The following is a 22,026-nucleotide window of genomic DNA, read 5'->3' on the forward strand; positions in this document are numbered from 1 at the left end:
TTTGCTAAGATAGAATACTCCTATTGCAATGATTGCCATGTTGATATTCAATTTATGGGAAATGAATATAGCTTTGAAGAAAATCAAATTGATTTCAGTCCTTCTGGTTTTGTTTGGAATTCAGAGGCCACAAACATTATTTCTACTACTGAAAATGCATTTTTTGAAATTAACATAGTATCACCTGCTACTCCAGAAGTGCTTATCAACAATGTAGGGGTAAAAACTCCATTGTTACAAAGGCAGTCTTTGGCAAATTTGCAGAATGATGTCCCTCCTCCGGTAAGTGCAGCTTTTAGCATATTTAATTATTGCAAAGATTTTTTTGAGGCCTCTGGGGATGATAATGAGTCATATAATTTAATAACAGATGCTGAGCTTCTCCAATCTTATGAGGTTCAGATTGGAGAAGATGAATTAAGTCTTCATCCTTACAATAGGTCTCTTTTCAACTGCTCTGGTGAATTGCAAGGTAAGTTTATAATTAATGGCGAGACTCAAATTGTAACCGCAAATTATAAGTTAAATATGGAAATTTTGGAGAGGCTATAGTTAATATTGGTGCCCTAAATACTTAGCAACTAAATCTCCAACTTCATCATAATATCAGTCTGGTCATCATCGCCAATAGTGAAGGTGTGGGTGCCAAAAGGGTTAAAGCCACACTTTTTATAAAAGGCAATGGCGTTTGGGTTCTCTTCCCATACACCCAGCCATACGAAAGGTGCATGATGTGCCTCGGCTACTTCAATGGCTTTATCCATAAATAACTTACCAATGCGCTGTCCTTGAAATTTCTTTAAAACGTAAATTCTCTCCACTTCAAAGGCCGTTGTTTCAGTTTCTTCGGTCTGGGCATCACCGGTATTTAGTTTAAGAAAACCAACATACTCATTATCCTTTTCTGCCAGGTAAAAGAAGGAGTTAGAGTTACGAAGTTCAGACTTGATCTGTTTAAGATTAAAGTGGGCATCCAGATAATCAATCATATTGTCCACAGAGTTATCCTTGGCGTAGGTCTGCACAAATGTAGTCCTACCTAGATCTACAAGGATATTAAGATGCTCTTCTGTAGCCTGAAAAATATGAATGGTGTTATTAGTCATAATCTAATAACCGTTTAATCAAATATGCTTAAGCTTAATGTTAATTTCTACTTTAGATTGAACTAACTCAATTTCACAATCCTTGAAACTTGGTGGGCCAAACCTTCCCATTTTGTTATTAGAGAAACCGAAACCTTCTGTGGGTATACCAATAAAGTTTTTATCAAGCTTGCCATTGAGGTTCTTGTCATGAATTACACTTACCGAATAATTGCCTTTGGGCAAGTCATTAAAGATGGCTACTACCTTTCCATCTTCACCGACTTTCACTTTTTGACTTGTATATTCCTTTTGAAGGAAGTCTTGTTCATTGTTAAAAACTGCAAATATTATCTCACCCTCAGCATCTCTGATGTCATCAATAACTACCACCAGCTGACTTGTATCAGCCGCCTTAAAGGACGTCATAGCCAATAAAAAAACCAGAAAAACAGATAGTGTAAACTTCATGATTGTAATTTACAATTCTACATTCAATACTTCAGGGCTTTGATTGATGATAATATGAACATCGTCTCTTTCAGGTATTTCAAGAGAACCCTTCTTACCCAGTAAATTTATAATCTTATCATTTATTTTAATAACTCTGTCAATGTAGTAATTATTGTTTGATTCTACGGGAGTTACTGCTACAAGGCTACCGTCATTGGCAAACCTGGCAGCAAAAGCATTGGTCTGTCCAGTATTTATCCTTGTTCTAAAGGTCTTGCCTTCTGTGTCTTTCAACTCAGCATAATTACCAACTAACAAGAAGCCTCTACCCAAATTTACAAGGTCAACAATATTGCCTGTAAAATTGAATGTCTGTGACCATAAGATATCGCCTAAAATGTTAATGCTGGTCAGGTTGGTTTCTTGCTGTTCTTTATAATTCTGAATAAAAGAAGCTCCTTTATGAGCGAATATGAACGCATTTTTAGACTCTACATATTGCATCTGCCTTGGAAACCATGAGGTGTCTAATTCCTTGTTGAATATCTCCTCACCATTTTCATTCAGATAAAGAAGAGCGTTTTTAATGCCTACTTCATTCTTTGATCGCACCAGGATGGCACAGCCTTCAGGAGTAATGGCAATATCTCCAATGTCGTTAATATTAGGAGTGGCACTATCTTCTGTCATTGAAAATTCCTTATACCATTTAACCTTAAGCTTTTCATCGGTCTTTGCAACAAATACATTGGTATGTCCGGGCTTACGATTCATTTTATTTAAGCCTACAAAATAGTGGCTGCCATCCGTGCTTAATTCAGTGTGTGTTGTGATAATACTTGTTGAAACAGAGTCCCCATTTATGGGTTTTGCCTTTGTCGGAATTTTAAGGTTTCTATAGGTCACAAACTCAGCTCCTATTACCTTCTCATTTTTCTTAATATTTATCTTCATCTCTGATACGGCTTTGTCAGCGGCATCTTTAATGAGTTTTTGTTCTGCTGATATAAATTGATTCATTCCATCTTCACCATTATAATGTGTTCTGAAATATGAAGGGTATTTATTTATATTTTCTGTAGTCAACCTGTTTTTAGTGATGAGCAAAAGACTATCTGCTTCACGCGATTTGTAGATCAATTCACCTAGATGAACAAGGTATAAGTCATTAGCACTAGTATCCCGATCATTGACAAGTGCCAACTGGTGAATAAGGTCTTGCTTAAACTGCTTGTATTTTAGCGAAGCCACTGGCAATGATTGATTATCGTATTTAACCAAACTAAAAATCAGTTTGCTGTCAACTTTATATGGATTGTACTCAGGGCCTAAGGCCAACGGGCTCAATTTCTTCAATGAATTGTTGATAGATAGTTCCGCCATGTTCAGTTCAGTCCGAAGACTGGCTACCTCATTGCTGGCTTCATCAATTGCGTTTTGGGCCCAGGATTTATAATCCCAGATTTCTATCTTATCTACTAGGAAACTCGGACTGGTAAGGAGCCCTTGTAATCTATAAGTATCAATTTTCTTGATGCTATAACTTTGGTTAAACTCATCTTTATCAAAGGATTTTCCTGTTTCAAGATATTTATCTAGGTAGATAATACTTGAATCATAATCACTTATCATTTGTTGCAGCTTTGCTTTTAGGTCTGTATCGTACATGAGTAAAAGCTTATCTCTGCTACCAAACTGCCCGTTTATTTCATTAAAGGCTTTAATGGCATTGTCATGAAAATTCACACTTTTAGTGAAGTATTCGTATATGATGGGCATGTGTTCGGTAAACTTTGCTGCGGAATCATAGGCCGTTCTGATTTTGGTAGTTACTGTATTATATTCTACAATTGGCCTACCTTTATTGTCATAGCCAGTTGCGAAATCTGAATAATAGCCTGTGTTCTTGTTAACCTCTTTTTCTGTAACAACAGCTGCACTTTTTCCAAACCTTAATTTGGCTTCACTGGCATTGGCTATGGCCTTTTCGAATTCTGTTATAGGATTGCAGGCCTTATACCTTTTTTCATAGATAAGTGCCAACCGTAGGTTAGAATTTGGGTGATCCAAATCATCAATCATATAAGATTTTATGATAGACAAAGCCTCTGTGTCTGATGCTTTTAGCAGCTGTGGGAACACGTCTTTATATTTTTGAGCATAGCTTAGGTTCATGCTCAATATTAAAAGTAGGGGAGTGATTAACTTTTTCATATTCCTAATACTCTAAGTTCAACACGTCTGTTTGATGCTCTGTTTTCTTCAGAATCATTTGCCACTTTTGGTAGTGATTCTCCGTAACCTTTGGCCACGAAGCGATCCGGATCTATCTTATTTTCCATCAGAAACTTAACCACACTATCAGCGCGTTTGTCTGAGAGTTGCATGTTATAGTTATCTGAGCCCACATCGTCAGTATGCGCAGCTATTTCAACTTTTAAGGTTGGGTTTTCTTTCATCAATTGAATAACCCTTTCCAATTCAATAAATGAGATGTCTGATAGGTTAGCGGAGTTAGACTCAAATAAGATTTCCTTCAGTTCAAGTTTTGCATTTATATCCAGCTTTAAGAGCTTTAAGCTCACATTTGTATCTCCATTTTTACCTACTTCAAGATTGGTAGAGTTAAAGGCATAACCCTGATCACTGGTAGCTTCTATCTCATACCTGTCGCCAACTCTTAATGAGACCATACTATTGCCATCCACCTCTATGCGCTCGTCACGGTCTTTGTTTCTAAGAATGATTTTGGATTTAACTTTTGAGTTGTTCACTAAATCAGAAACGTTGATCATTACCTGCTTTTTCTCAGGGGAGAGCGGCAACTCCTTTTCAAAGTTTCGGTATAACACCAGGCCCGTCAGATCCAAAGAGAAGAGATCACTTTTAAAATTAGGTACTGATACATAAAACTCATAGTGCGAACCGATGGGTAAGGCAATTTGAATTGTGCCATTAGGAAGTATGGTTTTTACTTTCTTATAAAATGCTCCCGCGCCATCTCTCTTCACTTCAATGTCAGCTTCAATCCCCTCAAATAACTCGATATCACTTACAGATACATCCAGAAATACATTTTGAAAAAGCTCTATGTCCTGTTGTTGTTCCTGATAGGTTTTAACATTTCTGAGGTCATAAGACTTAATAAAGCTTGAATACCCATCTTTAATCACTTCAAGGTTGTAATACTTGCCTGCAGCCAGTACCACAGTATAAGCACCATCTTCAGGGTTATTGTCTATTTCAGAAATGATATTAGAGGTTAAGGCATCCCTGATAATGATCTTGGCAGCAATACCTTCATTTGTATCTGCGTCTGTTATTTTGCCCTGAACTATATTGTTGACAAACTGCCTTAGCTCGGGAGGGATAACTACTGAATAGATGTCCTGATTGTTATAAACAAAATACATTAAATCACCCTGTGCTGCAATAGTGGGCAGCTGATCACTAAACTCTGAGTTAGCGAAATTTAAAGGCACAGGTATTGACCAATCGCCTAACGGTTTAAGTGTGGATTGATACATATCAAAGTCACCTAACCCTCCTGGTCTATTGGATGAAAAGATCAAAGTCTTACCATCGGCCATAATTCTTGGCGCCTTTTCACAATCCTGATTAATAGGGTAGGGTAGCTTCTTGGGTTCTCCCCAGGTTCCATCCTCCTTCCTTTCAGATTGATAAATGGAGTAACAAAACTGATCCAACTTTCTTAAATCGCGGTCTTGCGGGCCTTCAACATTCTGACGTACAAAATACAAGAATTGACCATCTGCCGAGATGGACGGAAAAGCTTCATAACCATCAGAGTTTATTGGTGCACCAATACTTTCAGGAACACTCCAGCCTGTTTTTTCTCTTGTTGAATAGTATATATCGGCACTATTTCCGAAACCAATGGTCGCAAAGAAATAGAGCGTATTTCCATCAAAACTGATGCTAGGCCCACCAATCAAATCTGTAGAGTCACCATAGTTATTTACATTTTCAATGGGTGTGGGTATTTCCCAGTCGCCATTTACAAGTTTAGATTCATATAGCTTATAACTTCCTCCTTTGTTTGCCTCAAAAATCATCGTTTTACCATCAGCTGAGATGGATGGGGCGTACTCGACCGCCTGTGGATCACTCAGGTTAGGGATAATTTTTTTTGATGAGTTCTCATCTACAATGGGCTGATCTTGCCCAAAAGCTGAAACAAAAATGAAGGTTAATAAAATTGATGTTAGATATGACTTTATAAACATGTCTTACAAATTCCTCAATTATTCAGTACCTAATATTATAAAAGCTCCCCAGTGAAATGGATCCGCATATTCAGATTTAAGCTCGCGTTGTGCCAACTTAAATGACTCAAATTTATCCTTTCCTGAAAGCCAGTTTTTATAAAAATTGATCATCAGTTGTTGGGTGGTATTGTCATCAACTTGCCATAAACTCATAATCACAGATTTAGCACCTGCCACCATAAATGAGCGCTGCAAGCCATAGACTCCTTCACCATTTCTTACTTCACCAATACCTGTTTCGCAAGCTGAAAGTACTACAAGCTCGGTGTTGTCAAGGTTAAGGTTCATGGCCTCATAAGCAGTGAGAACACCATCTTCTTCATCAAAAGAATTGCTTACGTTGGCGGATTTTGCCGACCCAGCTAAAAGCAGACCCGATCTAAACAGTGGGTTCTTTTCTACATGATTGAATCCATTGTCGTAGCTTTCATTTTGCTCAAATTCCACATCACTTTTAAAGAAGCCGTGAGTGGCCACATGCAATAATTTTGGTGGGCTAATCGCTTTGATTTTCTTTTCGTTAGCCTCTTCTCTTAAATACAGATTAGTCTTCCACTGCTCCTGAGCTAATAGCTCACTTAGTTTATTCACTTCTACCTTAGTGCCCGGAAGGTCTGGTATTTCATCTGTAAAGCCAAACTCACTTGCCCTTGTTGTGGTAGAACTATTACTTTGAACGTCAGCCAAGCTCAAATTAAAATCAGGATTACCAAAGACTTCCGCTGTATTGTTGATTCCTACAGGCTGAGTGTTGGTTTGCACAATCTCTTTGGTATTGCTGATATTCCTGACGTTATACTCATCAATCACATATTTTTCAATCTTTGTATTCCAAAGCGTGTTAATGTTGATCTTGTTGAAGATCCCATCCGTAGAAGCAAACACCTGTTCCATATTGTCTAGATGATCATCCACAGGCTTCCAAAATTCTTCGAACGACCGATCATCTCCAACAGCAAACTTGATGGCATTTCTGTAGTAGTTGAAATATCTTTTTTCAAGTCTCAAGCCATCTTTTAGTATCACCATTTCAGGAGCTTCAGCAGAGGTCTTTTTTACAATTAAAGCTACATACATTACAGAATCAGGAATGTATCGCTTTTTGATTCTAATAATCTCCAAAGCTGCTTCCTGTTCTTTTAGGACATTTTGAACATCCTTCCAGGTGTAGCTTTTCTGTTCAACATCACCAGCAAATAATTCTGATTTTTGAGATAATGACTTCTCTAAATTGTTGATTTCATTGGCCAGATTAGTGATATTGATATTCTGCTCTGCAAGCTGCTCATCAGAATAAGCGAGAAATTTTGAAAGCTTTTCTTTAGATTCTGTCCAAGAAACATATTCATTGATTAATTCAGAATTACCGCTATCGAATATTCTATTTCTTACTTTGTTAGACGAATGAAGCAATAAGGCCTTGGTACTTAATTGTAGATTGAAAAGCTCGCCTATTATATTTTTGGAATTAGGTATTCCGCTTAATGCGTATTCAACACAGAAGTCCTGATAAGACTCAAGCACAGGTTTTATTTTCGCATAGAATGCACCTTTCTCATTTTCACTTAAGGAGGGAAAGAAATCTTTGATCTGCTGTAGGTAGTTTACTATTACCTGATCATAATAGCTTTTGGCCTGATCGTATTTTCTTACAGCATGATACAATCCCGCCAGGCCATATAATGAGTAAGCATAATCAGGATGGTTTTCGCCCAATATTGATTTTCTAATTTCAAGACACTCTTTGAAGTTAGTTTCAGCGTCATCAAACCTGCTAAGTTGCTGGTTTAATACCGCTAAATTGTAGAGTGTTGAGGCATAAGCAGGATGCTGAGATCCGTACACATTTTTATCAATTGTAAGCGCTTGTTCATATAGACTTCTTGCTTGCTCTGTCTGATCAAGGTCTTTATAAATGGATGCAAGGTTATGAAGGGTTATGGCATAACGTGGGTGGTTTTCACCATAGATGTTTTTATCAATGGCTAATGTTTTGTCTAGTAATGTCAATGCTTTTTGATCCTGACCTTTGAGTTTGTAAAGTGTTGCTAGGTTTTCTAAAGTGGTAGCATATTCTGGGTGCTGATCTCCGTACCTCTTCTGGTAGATATCAGAGGCTTCAATGAACAAGGGCTCAGCTTTTTCATAATTACCCATGGTTTGAAATAAAAGTGCTGAATTATTCAAGGCATTGGCATATTCTGGGTGAGTGGTACCAAAAAGTTCCTTTTTAAGTTTTGTTGCTTCTGCAAATAAAGGCTCGGCTTCCTGATACTTGCCTTTGAACTGCTTTACTCTTCCCAGGTTTTGAATGGCATTGGCATAGAGAGGGTGACCTTCACCTAAAAGCGATTTGCGAATAACGATACATTCATTGATTAACTCCTCTGCTTTCGAATACTCACCCAGCTGAGTTAGTGTTAATGCTAGATTTTCAATAATGCCAGCATACTCCTTACTGTTTTTTCCTACTTCTTTAACCACTATAATCTCGACATCTTCCAGATACTTTGCGGCAGCTATAAAATCAGCTTGATTTTGCTTAACCGTGCCCAAATTGTTGAGGATGGTTGCATAAGGCATAGAAGTGGTTTGTCCCAGCTTTGTTAGTATAGCCAGCTGCTTGTTAATATAGTCTTCTGATTTTTGATAATTTCCAGTTTCCTGATAATGCACCGCCAGTGCGCCAAGAATATTTAAGTATAGACCGCTGCTAATATTAATCTTTTCCAGAAGAGCTAGGGCTTCATTATAGTGTTTATAAGAGTTAGTCCAATCGCCAGACTGATCTTCAAATTCGGCTAGAATGTAGTAATATTTGGCAGTCAGTGGTTCATCAGCGCTAAACTGGCTGTATAAAGATGTTGCTTTTGTAATAAGAGGTTCTGCTTCATTTAACTTACTGAGGAGAATTTTGGCTTGAGTAAGGTCTAATAGAGTTTCAAAATAAGTTTTTGTATCAGTTGTTTTGTCAATGCCAGCCAGGGCCTCAGTTAGTAATTTGTCAGCACCAGCAACATCACCTTGCTGGATAAGTAGCATAGCTTCATTTGTCTTTGCTGAAGACTGCATCTCAGTATTTCCGCTTTCTCCTATCATTGCTAAAAGCTCAGCAGCTCTGTTAGTATCACCCAGTTTTTCAAAGTTTACAGCACGCAGGTTAATCATGCTATAATATGCTGAGCTGTTCTCTTCTTTAATTAGTCGGTACAAATTATCAGCTTCCAGATATGCTTCTTCTGCCTCTACATACTTGCCAGACTTGTGCAGACATAGACCCTTGTTGGTGTTTATTAAAGCTAAATCAGCTTCAACACCATCTCCAAACTGTTCATAAATGTCTTTAAGATCAAGTAGATAGTTAAAGGCAATGTCATATTGTGCCTTGTCTATGAGAATATTAGAATAACTGAAAATGGCATTGATATAATCCATGGTCAACCCTTCAGATATATCATAGCTCTTGATAGTTCTATTATATATTTCAAAGGCCTTATCAGTGTTCTTTAAGGAGTAATTACTGGCTGCAATTTTCCATTCACATTCAACAAGTGTTGGGTTATTACTTTCATAAAACTGCCGAAAGATGCTCAAGGCACTTTCAAAAGTCTGGAGAGCTTCGGTGGGTTTATTAAGTACTTCAAGAAAAGATCCTTTATTATACAATGCCACTGCATACTCAAGATCACCAACATTACCGATTTGGTCTCTTACATCCAGTTCTTTTTGGCTGTATTCTAATCCGCTTTCATATTCTCCAGCTTCATAGCTGAAATTTGAAGCCATCCTTAGTATACTTTCATAATTCGAATTGAAAGTGCCATCCTGGCTTTGATAATTCTTAAGGCAATTTTTAGCTTTTAAAAGTGCAGATGCGAGGTTGTCGTTGTTATATTCTTGCTGTGCATCTGAATATAAAGTTCGCCAATCCTGAGCATGGCCAACGGAAAAATTTAAGAGAATGATAAAAGCTACAACTAGAGACCGCATGCAAAGAGTTTTAAACATCAAATATATGGATAGTTTATAATCCTTGTGTTAACAAATTATAAATAAAGGGATTGTAAAAACACCTTTTAAAGCGCTTAGTTAAACATTTTATTACAAAGTACAAATACCTTAAAGTGGGTATATATCAGGGGTGTTAGGTGTTGATTCAGGCCTAGTTTTCTCCAGGTTTTAAGGTTAACTTGTTAATGGTTTTTTCACTTATCTCTTGAGGATTCATAAGCATCTTTCTCCATTTTCCCTGTGTATACATTTCAACCTGATCTTTGTAGTGCGGACTCAAAGGATTTCCACTTTGTCCTGCAGGTATAATACTTAAAGAATTTTCAATATCAGCAAAGTTGATAATCCTTCGGGATGAAGGGCCTGAGGTTATATTGTAAACGCCAGTGCCGTTTCTTTGAAAGGCCAATTTATTCAATACTGCGTCACTAGCATCCATCTCATAAGTACCAACATTTAGATAAGGTCTTAATGCTTCTACTTTACCCATAGCATGAGGCAGCTCAAAGGTGTGAACTTTGCCCCATTTCCAGTCTTTAATATCTCCTAGCTGTGCTGTTAGTTCCTCCAATGAGATGTCAAAGGCTTTGTTAAAGACATCTTTTCTTGACTCAACCTCTGCAGTTGATGGGTCATCCCACCACTTAGAACTGTCATTATGCATCAATCTATCAAAAGTGCGTTTCATCAGATGTGAGTTTACAAAACCAACGAAAAGACCTGAATCTAGTTTGTTCTCCATGGCTAGGCGCATAGAGTGAAAAAGGATCTTTTGATAAATAACCGGAGCTGTTTCATCTACTTCATGATTACCCGTCCAGTCTGCAAGAATGTTTTTAGCCTTTTCTTCCAATTCACTTTCAGCATCAATTTGCTCTATGAAGGTTTTGGTGATTTTAACAGCCACATCCGATTGGCCATCTAATAGCATATTCTTGTAATCGTCTATTGAAAGCTTTTCTTTGGCCTCTAAAAGATCAACTAATCGCTGGGCTCTGTCTTCACCAGCATAGTATCCAGGATAGAGCCCTCCTTTAATCGTATCAGTCTGATTATTGGTGCTATAAACATAGTTCCATGGTGGGTTTTCCGACTGAGGATTTTCTTCAAAGGGCAACCATTCTGTAGGTTCATCATTGCTTGTAGTGCCATCAAGTATTAGGTTTCTGTTGACATGATCTGCCGTCAGGTGAAGTTTAGCTGATGCCCACCAGGCAATATTTCCCTCCTTATCACCATACATAACATTAAGCCCTGGAGCCTTGATTTTAGAAGCTCCAGATCTTGCTCCATCTATGTCTTTGCTATGATTAAGCTCATAGAGTGCGGTCATAGATTCATTTTCCAGTTGTGTATAAACCCACCACAAAGTAACAGGGTCGTCTTCGCTGAGAGTGCCCACAACTTCATTCATCACAGGGCCGTGACCAGTTTCTTTTATGGTTAAATTTATTGGCTTACCATCTTTTACATTCATAGTTTCTTGTCTTGTGCTGTAGGTTTTCCATGCGTCATTGTATAAGTATTGATTTTCATTTTCCGGGTTGGTTTTCTCCTGATAAAAGTCAATGTCATCATTTTCGAACATGGTAAGACCAATGGCATAGTTTCTATTGTGTAGCAGCAGCGCAAAAGGAATTAGCGCTGCATGATAGCCATACCTCTCAAAAGTGGGAGTCTTAATGTGCGCCTCGAACCATACACCGGGCTGACTGAATCCCATATGCGGGTCATTGGCAAAGATAACACCGCCCGTTGCTGATTTTTCAGGGCTAACCACCCAACTATTACTTCCTAACCATGCAGGAGCCGGCAGGTTGTTCATTACAGAATTCACCTTTGCTGTCAGGCTATCCAGCACTGCTGATCTTGGGTGGTTTTTGATCATTTCTGTCTTTCCAGTAGGTATAATATCCAGATCGAGCATATACTCTTCGCCCAAATTTTTATATATCTGGGTAACAATAGGGTCACTTTTTTGAGCCTCAGCAAAACTGAAAGCGATGTACCCCATCACATTATAAATATCTTCAATCGTATAGTGCTGCTTTTCTAAACCAAGAAGTAGAAACTCAACAGGAGTGGGGCCATTGTCCATGAACTGGTTAATGCCATCTATATAAGCTTTTACCGCTGACTTGAGTTCTTCATTGGGTATCGCGTCAAAACGAGCAGCTTCTTTTTCAGCTACTCTATGGATACCTACTGTTTTAAAGAATTTGTCAGTCTCTGTAAGGTCCGGACCGAACATTTCTGATAGTCTTCCTGGGGCAATTCTACGCATCAATTCCATTTGCCAGAGCCTGTCCTGCGCATGCACATAGCCTAATGCTCTATAAGCGTCTTCCACATTGTTTGCTTCAATGTGAGGAATGCCATAAGTATCATATTTTACTTCAACAATCTCATTTAAGTTGTTGAGGTTAAATTCACCTGAATAGGAGGGCTTTAATGTTTGTAGGTAGATGTAGCCACCAACAGCAACAAGAAGTACAAGTACTAAAAGAGCAATTATAATGCGTTTAAATATTTTCATACTTATTGAGAATGTGATTTAGTTCAAGTGAAAAGTTTGATTGAGGTTCTTATTTATCTTTACTGACTTTGCCAGGACAAAAGCAAAAACACCTACTATGATAATAAGAATCATTCGCAGGTTAAAGATTAGTTGTGACACCGCGAATTGTAAATTTGATTCATAAATTAACTCCTGCCCAACAGTGGTCTGAACCTTAGCCAGGTCATTTATATCACTGGTTAATGCTAGAAAAAGTGCGCGCTGTTTGTTCTGAATTTCATGAGGCAAGACTTCACCTTTATCCATTACCATGATCTCATTTTCCAGTGACTTCTGGTTGGAAAGGTTTTGCTTGAAACGAGTTAAATATTGGTGTTCCTTAGCCACAAAATATGTTTTTTCATATTCGTGTAATAGCGAATCAATAAGATTGTTTTTGAGCTTAATTTGGGCTAGCAATTCATTGTTTGGCTGTTGTGTATTACTAACTTGACCAAAAAGCATTTGCTTATCATATAACTGATTAGCTATGAAATGCAGTTCTGTAGCAGGCACTAATCTGTCCGAATAGATAGAACTGAAATTAGTATGAATCTTCTGAATCTTTTGAGTTTGCCAGTAGTCTATAACAATCATGATCACCATGAAGGTGGATAAAATGGTTGCCAACTTGATTCGGTGTGTCAGGGTGATATTATATAAAGTTTTCATAGCTCTTCATTAAAATCAGCGTAGAAATTGCGTAGCACATTTTCATTACTCTGGTTAGAGTGAATATAAGCATTTCCAATCAAAGAAAGGTGATGGCTGTGTGCTAGTCCAATTGTGAAGCCAGAACCTTCAGGCCTTCTTCAAATGATTTTGGAGAATACCCAAGTTCACTTTTTGCCTTGTTAATAATGAACCCAGTTTTAGGCGGTCTCTTGGCTGGCTGGGTGAATTTTGAACCATCCGTTTCATTAATTAATGACTTGTCAAGTTGAAAGTACGCTGCGGTCTTAATGGCAATATCATAAGGGGTCATCATTTCCTCACCACTAATATGATAAATGCCTTCAGCAGCTTGTATAGCAATCAGATAACAGCCCATCGCCAGATCTTCAGCTAAGGTTGGCGTGCGCCATTGGTCATTTACAACATTGATCGCCTTTCCAGCTTCCAGGCTATTTTTTACCCAAAGTACTATGTTGGATCTGCTCATGTCATGGGCTATTCCATAAACCAGAACCGTGCGTGCTATACTCCACTTGATTCGGCTTTCAATTACCAGCTTTTCTGCAGCTAGTTTGCTTTCACCGTAATAACTAATAGGATTAGGTTCTTCGTGTTCCGTTAAAGGCCCATGACTGCCGTCAAAAATAAAATCTGTAGAAACATGGAGTAGGTGAGTGCCTGTGAAAGTACAGGCCTCTATCAGATACTTAACGGCATTCACATTTAAATCCCAGCATGCTTCCTTTTCAGATTCACACTGATCAACATTGGTCATGGCAGCTGTGTTGATAATCACATCGGGTTTGTGCTTGCCTATAACATCAATTACTTGCTGACGGTTGACAATATCCAAAGATTCATATTGATACTGACCATCATTTGGAAGTCTATTAACACCCCTTGATGTGGCGATAATGTTCACATCTTTATCGCATAAGAGTTTAATTAATTTCTGGCCCAGTAAGCCATTACTTCCTGTGATCAGTATTTTCATTTTTCTTCTTCAGGATATTCGTAACCGTAGAGTTTTGTGATTTTCTTTTTCGGCAATTCTTCAACTGACATGGTAACTATTATATCTTCTAATGGCCTGTTGGCTCTATCTACTTCGTTGTCAGCAATTTTGTCAACAACTTCCAATCCATCGATTACCTTACCAAATACGGTATATTCATCATCTAAATGAGGAGCTCCTCCAATGGTGGTGTAAGCTTTTAGCCTTTCTGGAGCCATATCTTTGGTTACATTTACCTGCATCTCTTTTTCTACCATGTCTTTTAAAGAGACTAGTTTTTTACCATAGGCTTCAGGGCCTTCAGTTTGATAGGTGTTAATCAATACAGTTCTTAACGAATCAAACCTTGGTTGTTGTAACATCTGCTGACATGCTCTGCCAAGGGCTTGCATATCCACAGTCAACTCTTCTTCAGTCCATACTTTGCCCTGAACTATATAAAACTGACTTCCGCTAGACTCTCTTTCTGGATTAACCTGATCTGGCTGTCTGGCTGCTGCCAAAGCGCCTTTTTCATGGTAATACTTCTTATTAAACTCAGCAGGAACATTATAACCAGGACCTCCATTACCTAATCTTGCACCAGGCGCGATGCCTTTAGAATTAGGGTCACCACCCTGAACCATAAATTCTTTCATTACCCTGTGAAAAAGTGTAGAGTCATAAAATCCTTCTTGAGCCAACTTAATGAAATTGTCTTTATGCTTTGGTGTTTCATCGTATAGGATGGCATGCATGTCACCATATTCTGTTTTGATGGTCACCAGATAGTCTTTATCTGTTGCGCATGAGTAAAAAATGCTAAATAGTAGAACGATCGCTACTTTCTTAAAAATCAATTGATTCGCCTTTATCATTTTCCTAATTCTGTTTTTATCTCTTTTAATATTTTATCTCCTCCAGCTTCAAGTACTTCAACGGCCAGGTTATTACCTAATTCTTCAGCTTTATCTTTATTTCCAGTCACGGATTTTCTAATTATTTCTTTTCCATCAAGGCTTACAATTCCCCCCTCAAAAGTGATCTCATCACTATTTAAAGTGGCGAGTCCAAATACTGGTATACTGCAGCCACCCTGGAGCTTTCTTAAAAATGCTCTTTCACAAAGCAGTCTGTATTCTGTCAGCTCGTGATTGAGTGCCTCGCGTATGGCCTGTTTTTTATCACTATCAAGATTTGTCGAGCATTCTATAGCAACACTGCCTTGCCCCACAGCTGGAGTGAATTGATCTAATGGTAACTCATGGCGAATCATATCTCCATAACCCATTCTGAACATGCCTGCATAGGCCAGCATAAGTGCGTCACAAGCGCCATCCTTCATCTTTCCTATCCTTGTCTGTAGGTTGCCTCTGACAGGAACAGTTTTAATATGTGGATAGAGGTGTTTTAACATAGCAACCCTTCTGGTTGAAGAGGTGCCGATAATTAAATCCTTATCTTCTAAATTAATATCTGCTTTTTCACTCACCAGCACGTCATTAACCTTCTCCCGTTCTGTGAAGGCAATGAGCTCAAAAGGTTCTGGCAATTCCGACTGCATGTCTTTTGCACTGTGCACTGCAATGTCTATAGTGCCATCAAGAAGCTTTGCCTCTATCTCTTCAGTGAATACTCCTTTGCTACCAATTTTTGCAATGGAAACATCCAGAATCTTATCGCCAATTGTCTCAATAGTAATGATTTCAGTATCGAGACCAGCTAATTTTAATTTCTCTTCCACATAGTAAGCTTGCCATAATGCTAGTTTACTTCCTCTGGTGCCAATTCTTATTTTCTCCATTTACTTAATTTCTGCAGCTATGTGTAAGGATAGATCAAGGAAGATCATTTTTGGGCTGCCATTTCTTTCTAAATGATAATATGCCTCATCAATCAAATTAGACATTTTCACTATTTTCGATTGATGCAGTACTTTACTAAAATTTTTGATGAAGTCCAGAACAGAGCCATTAACCCTATTGAGGTTAGGTGCATTTTGATACAATAATGACTCCCTAAAAGTGTTGAGTGCATATTTCAACAAGCTCCTTTGCGACAGCTTGTTACTCCCATGAAATTCATCTGCCATGTTTACCAAATCACTGAAGTTTCTACTGAAGCAACTTCGCATCCACTTCGCAAAAAAATCGTGGCTATCATTCTCAGTTTGCTGCGCTAACTTAAATGCATTGTTTAAATCGCCATCTGCTAAATGAGCCAGCTGAGATGCTTTTGCTTCATCAAGACCGTTGGTCTCAATAAGGATTGACTTTATGTCTTCATCGGCAAATTGAGGTATGGTAACAATCTGCGTTCTGGAAGTAATAGTAGTTAGTAGCCTTTCTTTGTCATTGCTCACCAATATGAAAAGTGTTTTCTCCGGAGGCTCTTCTAGTATTTTGAGAATCCCATTGGCCGCAGTTGGGTGCATAAACTCTGGCAGCCAAATGATCATGACCTTGTATTTTCCTTCAAAGGACTTGAGGGAAAGGCTTTTAATAATTTCTCGACTCTCTTTCTTAGAGATGTTGACTTGCTTGTTCTCACCTCCATAAGCATCCCTCCAGGTATCAAGATCACTGAATGGACTTTCTGTTAGAAAGGAGCGCCATTCTTTTATGAATTTTTCACTGATAGCTTCCTCTGACTTTACATTTTTAGTCGCGCTAACAGGATAAACATAATGAACATCTGGATGTATGAATTTGGCGTTTTTAGAGCATGATGGACAAGTGCCACAGGCATCATTTTCACCTCTATTTTCACAGTTTAAATAGGTGGTGTAAGCCAGCGCCATTGCCAGATTAGGGCTGCCTGGCTTACCAACAAAAAGCTGGGCATGTGCTACTTGCTCATTTTGAAGTGCATTTACCAACCTTCCCTTTACATCATCAAGCCCTTTTATATCTTTAAATAGCATAGCCTATTTTTTATCCCAAATTCTGTATGATGATGTGTTTTCATAAACATGCTGGAGTATTCCTGCTTCTACCTCATCATATTTCAGGTTTCTTCTTTCTAGTACTCTCGCTGCCACTTCATTGGCCTTTTTAATATTAAAGGTAGTTAGGCCGGAAACACCTCCCCAGGAAAAGGATGGGATAAAATTTCTTGGAAAGCCTGCACCAAATACATTAGCCGATACTCCAACTACGGTACCTGTATTAAACATGGTATTAATGCCGCTTTTCGAATGGTCACCCATGATAAGGCCACAGAATTGTTCACCAGTATTCACAAAGCCTTCCTTTTCGTAGCTCCAGAGCTTTACCTGATCATAATTATTCTTCAGGTTAGAAGTATTGGTATCAGCACCAAGGTTACACCATTCACCTAAAACAGTATTTCCTATAAAGCCATCATGGCCTTTATTACTATATCCGAAAATAACCGAATTGCTGATTTCACCACCAGCTTTACTATATGGCCCAATGGTGGAATCGCCTCGAATTTTTGCTCCCATCTGTACATGTGATCCTTCACATAAAGCGAAAGAGCCTTTAATAATGGCGCCTTCATGAACCTGCGCATTCTTGCCTATATATATAGGGCCACTTTCGGCATTGAGAATAGCTGCCTTTATAGAAGCCCCCTCTTCAATGAAGATATTTTCTTTGCCGTATACTATAGTATGTAAATCTGTTATTGAAGCTGAAGTACGGCCTTTGGTTATTACTTTAAAATCTGACTTGATCTGGGCAGCATTCTGTTTGAAGATCTTCCAGGGCTGGTCTATTAAGGTAACTTCGTTTGGAAAAGTAGTAAGTTTTAAACTTTCCTTTGTTGCTTCGAGATCTGGTGTTCTAGCTATTAGTAGCTGTCCATTTAACTCAATCCCTTCTCCTATATTCAATTTTTGAACAGCCGCTATCAATTTTTCATCAGGACACAGCGCTCCATTGATATAGTAATTATCCTCTGTCTTATTTAATGCAAATTTTCTGGTAAGGTAATCTTCTGTGAGATATGATATTGTCCCGCTTAAATGCTTTTGCCATTTTTCAGCAATAGTCATGATACCAACGCGACAAGCCGCAACAGGTCTGGTATATGTAAGTGGAAGGAGAGAAGTCCTTATAGAAGGCTCATCAAACAGAATAATGTTCATGGCCACAAAAATAAAAAAGTCTTCAAGATAAGCTCATCTTGAAGACTTTTAAAATCGAATTATTACGATCTTTATTTTTTATATTTTTTGTTGAATTTCTCTACTCTACCAGCAGTATCAACAAATAATTTTTTACCAGTGTAAAAAGGGTGAGAAGCAGAACTAACCTCCACTTTTACCAAAGGATATTCATTTCCATCTTCCCAAGCCATAGTCTCACTAGTGCTTATAGTTGATCTTGTCATGAATTTAACGTCACTTGAAGTGTCATGGAAAATTACTTCTCTGTATTCTGGATGTATATCTTTTTTCATTTTCTTAGTTCTTTTCTTTTCAATCTTCTCAAAAGAGGCACAAAATTAATTATTTACAAGTTAAGTGCAAAACATTCATCAACTTTATTCTACAAAGATAAACACAAAATTTACGTATTTTGCAGCGTACATCAATTAAGGTATGAAGAGAGCACTTATTTTTTTAATTTTTTCGAGTTCTGCAGCTCTGGCGCAGAGTAGTTATGCCCCCTTAAATGAAGATTATTACCATTGGATCGACCGTTATGAGATTAGAAGTGGTGAAATTAACCCTTATTTCTTCTCATCCTTAAAGGCATATTCAAGAAAGGATATTGCAACATTTTCAGATTCAATTCAGAATAATGATGAGTCTCTTTCTGAGGTGGATAAGTTTAACCTAACCTACCTCAGTAATGATAACTGGGAATGGTCTGAAATTTCAAACGAGAGCTACAAACCAATTCTCAAGCATTTTTATAAACCCAAGTCCGATCTCTATCATGTAAGTGAACCTGATTTTGACTTACATATAAATCCTGTTCTATACTTAGGTGCTGGGCAGGAGTCATCTTCTGATGTTAAGACTTTTATTAACACCAGAGGGGTAGAAGTAAGAGGAATGATTGACAAGAAAGTCGGTTTCTACTCATTCATTGGTGAGAATCAATTTATAGGCCCTGAATATGTCAGGAATTACATCAGTAATAATTTAGTAGTTCCACATGAAGGTTTCTGGAAAGGCTTTAAAGATGATGGTGTAGATTATTTTACAGCACGAGGCTATATCAACTTTAATGCGACTAAACATATCGAATTGCAATTTGGCCACGATCGCTTTAATGTCGGTAATGGTTATAGGTCGCTAATCTTATCTGATTTTGCACCAGCCTCATTATTTCTTAGAATGAATACAAAGGTTTGGAAGCTCAACTATACTAATCTTTTTACTCAAATGACGGCCAATATTCAAGGCAACAGCGGAGGATTAACCGCAGCAGATGGCTACCCTAACAAATACATGGCTTTTCATCATCTCGGATTGAATATTGGCAAGAAACTCAATATTGGAATTTTTGAATCGGTGATTTATAGTAAACCAGATTCTGTTGGAAACAATCCTGAGCTCAAATACTTAAACCCGATCATTTTCTATAGAGCTATTGAGCAACAAAATGGTAGTTCTGATAACGTGTTGTTAGGTCTTGATTTTAAGTGGCTGGCAGCAAAACGCATTTCTATATATGGTCAGTTGGTCTTGGATGAGTTCTTATTAGAAAACATAAAAGAAGGCAATGGCTGGTGGGCTAATAAATTCGCCTTTCAATTGGGGGGAGAATATATAGATGCCTTTGGTATCAGTAATCTGGACCTGCAGGCTGAGGCAAATATTGCCAGGCCCTACATTTACTCGCACAGCAGCCAGTATGGCGAATATTCTCATTATCGACAGCCATTAGCGCACCCGCTGGGAGCTAACTTTAAAGAATATGTTGGCATAGTTCGTTACCAGCCGATCAAAAAGCTTTACCTAACGGGCAAGCTCATTGCGGCTAATTATGGTGCTGATGGAGAGGGTGAAAATTGGGGAGGGAATATCCTTTTGAACAATAATACCAAAGAACAACCATTTGGAAATAAGATTGGACAGGGCATTTCAACTGACCTTCTAATGGCCAACTTTACTGCTTCTTATCAGCTAAAACATAATGTTTTTATAGATGCAACCCTTATTCACAGATCAGTGAAAAGTGAATTGGCAGAGGAAGATACCAATTTCACCTCGTTTTCGTTAAGGTGGAATATTCCTCAAAGGCTAAATGAGTTTTAATCATTAACAGCTAACTTGCAGCCGATTTTAGAATTATGAAGATATTTTTAAGAATTTTTGGTTATGCCAAAAAGCTGCGTCTATTCGTTCCGCAGTATGTTATTTTTGTTTTACTCAGCTCTATTTTTAGTGTTTTTAATCTGGCGCTAATTGGGCCATTGCTATCCGTACTTTTTAAGGAAGAAACAGATCAGACTTTTGTTAAACCAGAGTCATTTGAGTTAAGCATTTCATATATCAAAGACATGTTCAATTATCAGTTCTCAACTATAATTGAACAGTATGGCGAAAAGGACGCACTCATTTTTGTTTGTATTGTCGTTCTTATATCTGTCTTATTTACCAATTTATTCAGGTACCTCTCAGCTATTATAAGTGCTCGCATCAGGCTTGATGTGGTAAAGTACCTTAGGATGGATGTCTATAATAAGGTATCCAAAATGCACCTTGGTTTTTTCAGTAGTGAGAGAAAAGGTGACCTGATTTCAAGAGTTACTAATGATGTGCAGGAAGTGGAGGTCTCCATACTTAGCAGTCCTAAATCACTTTTTAGAGAACCGATCACAATCATTGTTTATTTCATTGCTCTATTTAGCATCTCGGCAAAGCTTACATTTTTCACACTTTTAATACTTCCGACAGCGGGCGGTGCATTAGGGTACATTGTTAAGAAGCTTAAAAAGAAAGCGGTTCAAAGCCAGGAGTCTCTCGGTCGTATTGTTAATATCCTTGATGAAACGCTGGGTGGCATGCGTATTATAAAAGCATTTAATGCCCGCGAGTATGTGCAAAGTAAAATAGATACAGAGACTAACTTTTACAGGAAAGTCAACTTATCCTATTCTTATAGAAAAGAGTTAGGATCACCTATATCTGAGTTTTTAGGAATAGGCATTGTAACTATCATTCTATGGGTTGGAGGTTCTCTTGTGCTCGACAATCAATCAGATTTAAGTGCAGGAGAGTTTATTGCTTATCTGGCCATTTTCTCACAGATTATTTCACCTGCAAAAGCATTTTCTCAGGGACTTTCAGGAGTTCAGAAGGGTCTTGTTTCCGGGCAGCGAATTTTTAGTATTATTGATAATGTGCCTGCTATTCAGAACAAACCCAATGCTTATGTAGTTGATGGCTTCAATGAAAGCCTGAAGTTTGAGAATGTTTCTTTCTCTTACGACAAGGATAGCCAGGTGCTAAGGAATATAGATCTTGAGATTCAGAAGGGTAAAACCATTGCACTTGTTGGTCAGTCTGGAGGTGGAAAATCAACACTTGCTGATCTTATTCCAAGATTTTATGATGTGACTGGTGGCGATATAAAAATTGATGGCCATTCACTAAAGGATTGTAATGTTGACTCTGTGAGGAAACAAATGGGTATTGTCACTCAAGAGTCGATACTATTTAACGATACCATATTTAATAACATCGCTTTTGGTCTTGAGAATACAAGCGAAGAAGATGTGATTAATGCAGCCAAGATAGCCAATGCTCATAACTTCATTATTGAGCTTGAAAATGGCTATCAGACCAATATCGGTGAGCGTGGCATGAAGCTTTCCGGAGGCCAGCGACAAAGAATTAGTATTGCCAGAGCAGTGTTGAAAAACCCACCAATCCTGATTTTAGATGAGGCTACTTCAGCGCTTGATTCAGAGTCAGAAATGCTTGTTCAGGAGGCACTTGCCAACCTGATGAAAAACAGAACTTCTATTGTTATTGCACAT

General features: G+C 38.1%; 16 protein-coding genes. 3 read left to right on the forward strand and 13 right to left on the reverse strand.

Features of this window, described 5'->3' with window-relative positions; translation table 11 throughout:
* Positions 1-552: hypothetical protein (locus tag E1140_RS21470; RefSeq protein ID WP_185153521.1), on the forward strand; the 552-nt coding region annotated here is incomplete at its 5' end.
* A gap of 29 nt (positions 553-581) precedes the next feature.
* On the opposite strand, the gene E1140_RS10170 is transcribed toward E1140_RS21470, so the two are convergent.
* From E1140_RS10170 to E1140_RS10230, 13 genes are all read right to left on the reverse strand, one after another.
* Complete coding sequence (locus E1140_RS10170; RefSeq protein WP_155182718.1) at positions 582-1,106, reverse strand: GNAT family N-acetyltransferase; 525 nt, start codon at positions 1,104-1,106, stop codon at positions 582-584.
* 18 nt (positions 1,107-1,124) lie between these two features.
* On the reverse strand, positions 1,125-1,556 hold the full coding sequence (locus tag E1140_RS10175) for a DUF2141 domain-containing protein (protein ID WP_155182721.1): 432 nt from the start codon (positions 1,554-1,556) through the stop codon (positions 1,125-1,127).
* A 9-nt stretch (positions 1,557-1,565) separates the two neighbouring features.
* Positions 1,566-3,752, reverse strand: a complete 2,187-nt coding sequence (locus tag E1140_RS10180) for a hypothetical protein (protein WP_155182724.1) — start codon at positions 3,750-3,752, stop codon at positions 1,566-1,568.
* On the reverse strand, positions 3,749-5,785 hold the full coding sequence (locus tag E1140_RS10185; RefSeq protein ID WP_155182725.1) for an OmpA family protein: 2,037 nt from the start codon (positions 5,783-5,785) through the stop codon (positions 3,749-3,751). Before E1140_RS10185 ends, E1140_RS10180 begins: the two co-directional genes overlap by 4 nt.
* Positions 5,786-5,803: 18 nt before the next feature.
* Positions 5,804-9,817 carry a CHAT domain-containing protein gene (locus tag E1140_RS10190; RefSeq protein ID WP_185153522.1) on the reverse strand — a complete coding sequence of 1,338 codons (4,014 nt, stop codon included), beginning with the start codon at positions 9,815-9,817 and terminating at the stop codon, positions 5,804-5,806.
* A gap of 172 nt (positions 9,818-9,989) precedes the next feature.
* A complete protein-coding gene (locus tag E1140_RS10195) occupies positions 9,990-12,374 on the reverse strand; it encodes a penicillin acylase family protein (protein WP_155182733.1) in 2,385 nt (794 codons plus the stop codon).
* A gap of 18 nt (positions 12,375-12,392) precedes the next feature.
* Positions 12,393-13,067, reverse strand: a complete 675-nt coding sequence (locus tag E1140_RS10200; protein ID WP_155182736.1) for an MCP four helix bundle domain-containing protein — start codon at positions 13,065-13,067, stop codon at positions 12,393-12,395.
* Positions 13,068-13,170: 103 nt separating this feature from the next.
* Complete coding sequence (locus E1140_RS10205; RefSeq protein ID WP_155182739.1) at positions 13,171-14,064, reverse strand: SDR family oxidoreductase; 894 nt, start codon at positions 14,062-14,064, stop codon at positions 13,171-13,173.
* Positions 14,061-14,942: a peptidylprolyl isomerase gene (locus tag E1140_RS10210; protein ID WP_155182741.1), complete on the reverse strand. Its 882-nt coding sequence runs from the start codon at positions 14,940-14,942 to the stop codon at positions 14,061-14,063. Before E1140_RS10210 ends, E1140_RS10205 begins: the two co-directional genes overlap by 4 nt.
* On the reverse strand, positions 14,939-15,868 hold the full coding sequence (gene hemC / locus E1140_RS10215; RefSeq protein WP_155182743.1) for a hydroxymethylbilane synthase: 930 nt from the start codon (positions 15,866-15,868) through the stop codon (positions 14,939-14,941). Before hemC ends, E1140_RS10210 begins: the two co-directional genes overlap by 4 nt.
* The gene (locus E1140_RS10220) at positions 15,869-16,987 is read right to left on the reverse strand and encodes a DNA polymerase III subunit (protein WP_155182746.1); all 1,119 of its coding nucleotides are present in this window, start codon (positions 16,985-16,987) and stop codon (positions 15,869-15,871) included.
* Positions 16,988-16,990: 3 nt separating this feature from the next.
* Complete coding sequence (locus E1140_RS10225; protein WP_155182749.1) at positions 16,991-18,175, reverse strand: GlmU family protein; 1,185 nt, start codon at positions 18,173-18,175, stop codon at positions 16,991-16,993.
* Positions 18,176-18,246: 71 nt separating this feature from the next.
* Entirely contained in the window at positions 18,247-18,489 is a 243-nt protein-coding gene (locus tag E1140_RS10230; RefSeq protein ID WP_155182752.1) for a type B 50S ribosomal protein L31, read from the reverse strand.
* A 142-nt stretch (positions 18,490-18,631) separates the two neighbouring features.
* On the opposite strand from E1140_RS10230, the gene E1140_RS10235 reads away from it, so the two are divergent.
* Together E1140_RS10235 and E1140_RS10240 are read left to right on the forward strand one after the other, a co-directional pair.
* Positions 18,632-20,299: a hypothetical protein gene (locus tag E1140_RS10235; RefSeq protein WP_155182755.1), complete on the forward strand. Its 1,668-nt coding sequence runs from the start codon at positions 18,632-18,634 to the stop codon at positions 20,297-20,299.
* Positions 20,300-20,334: 35 nt separating this feature from the next.
* Positions 20,335-22,026, forward strand: a 1,692-nt coding sequence (locus tag E1140_RS10240) for an ABC transporter ATP-binding protein (RefSeq protein ID WP_155182758.1), incomplete at its 3' end; no start/stop codon positions are given.

It is taken from the genome of Fulvivirga lutimaris (genome assembly GCF_009711525.1).
Lineage (GTDB): Bacteria > Bacteroidota > Bacteroidia > Cytophagales > Cyclobacteriaceae > Fulvivirga > Fulvivirga lutimaris.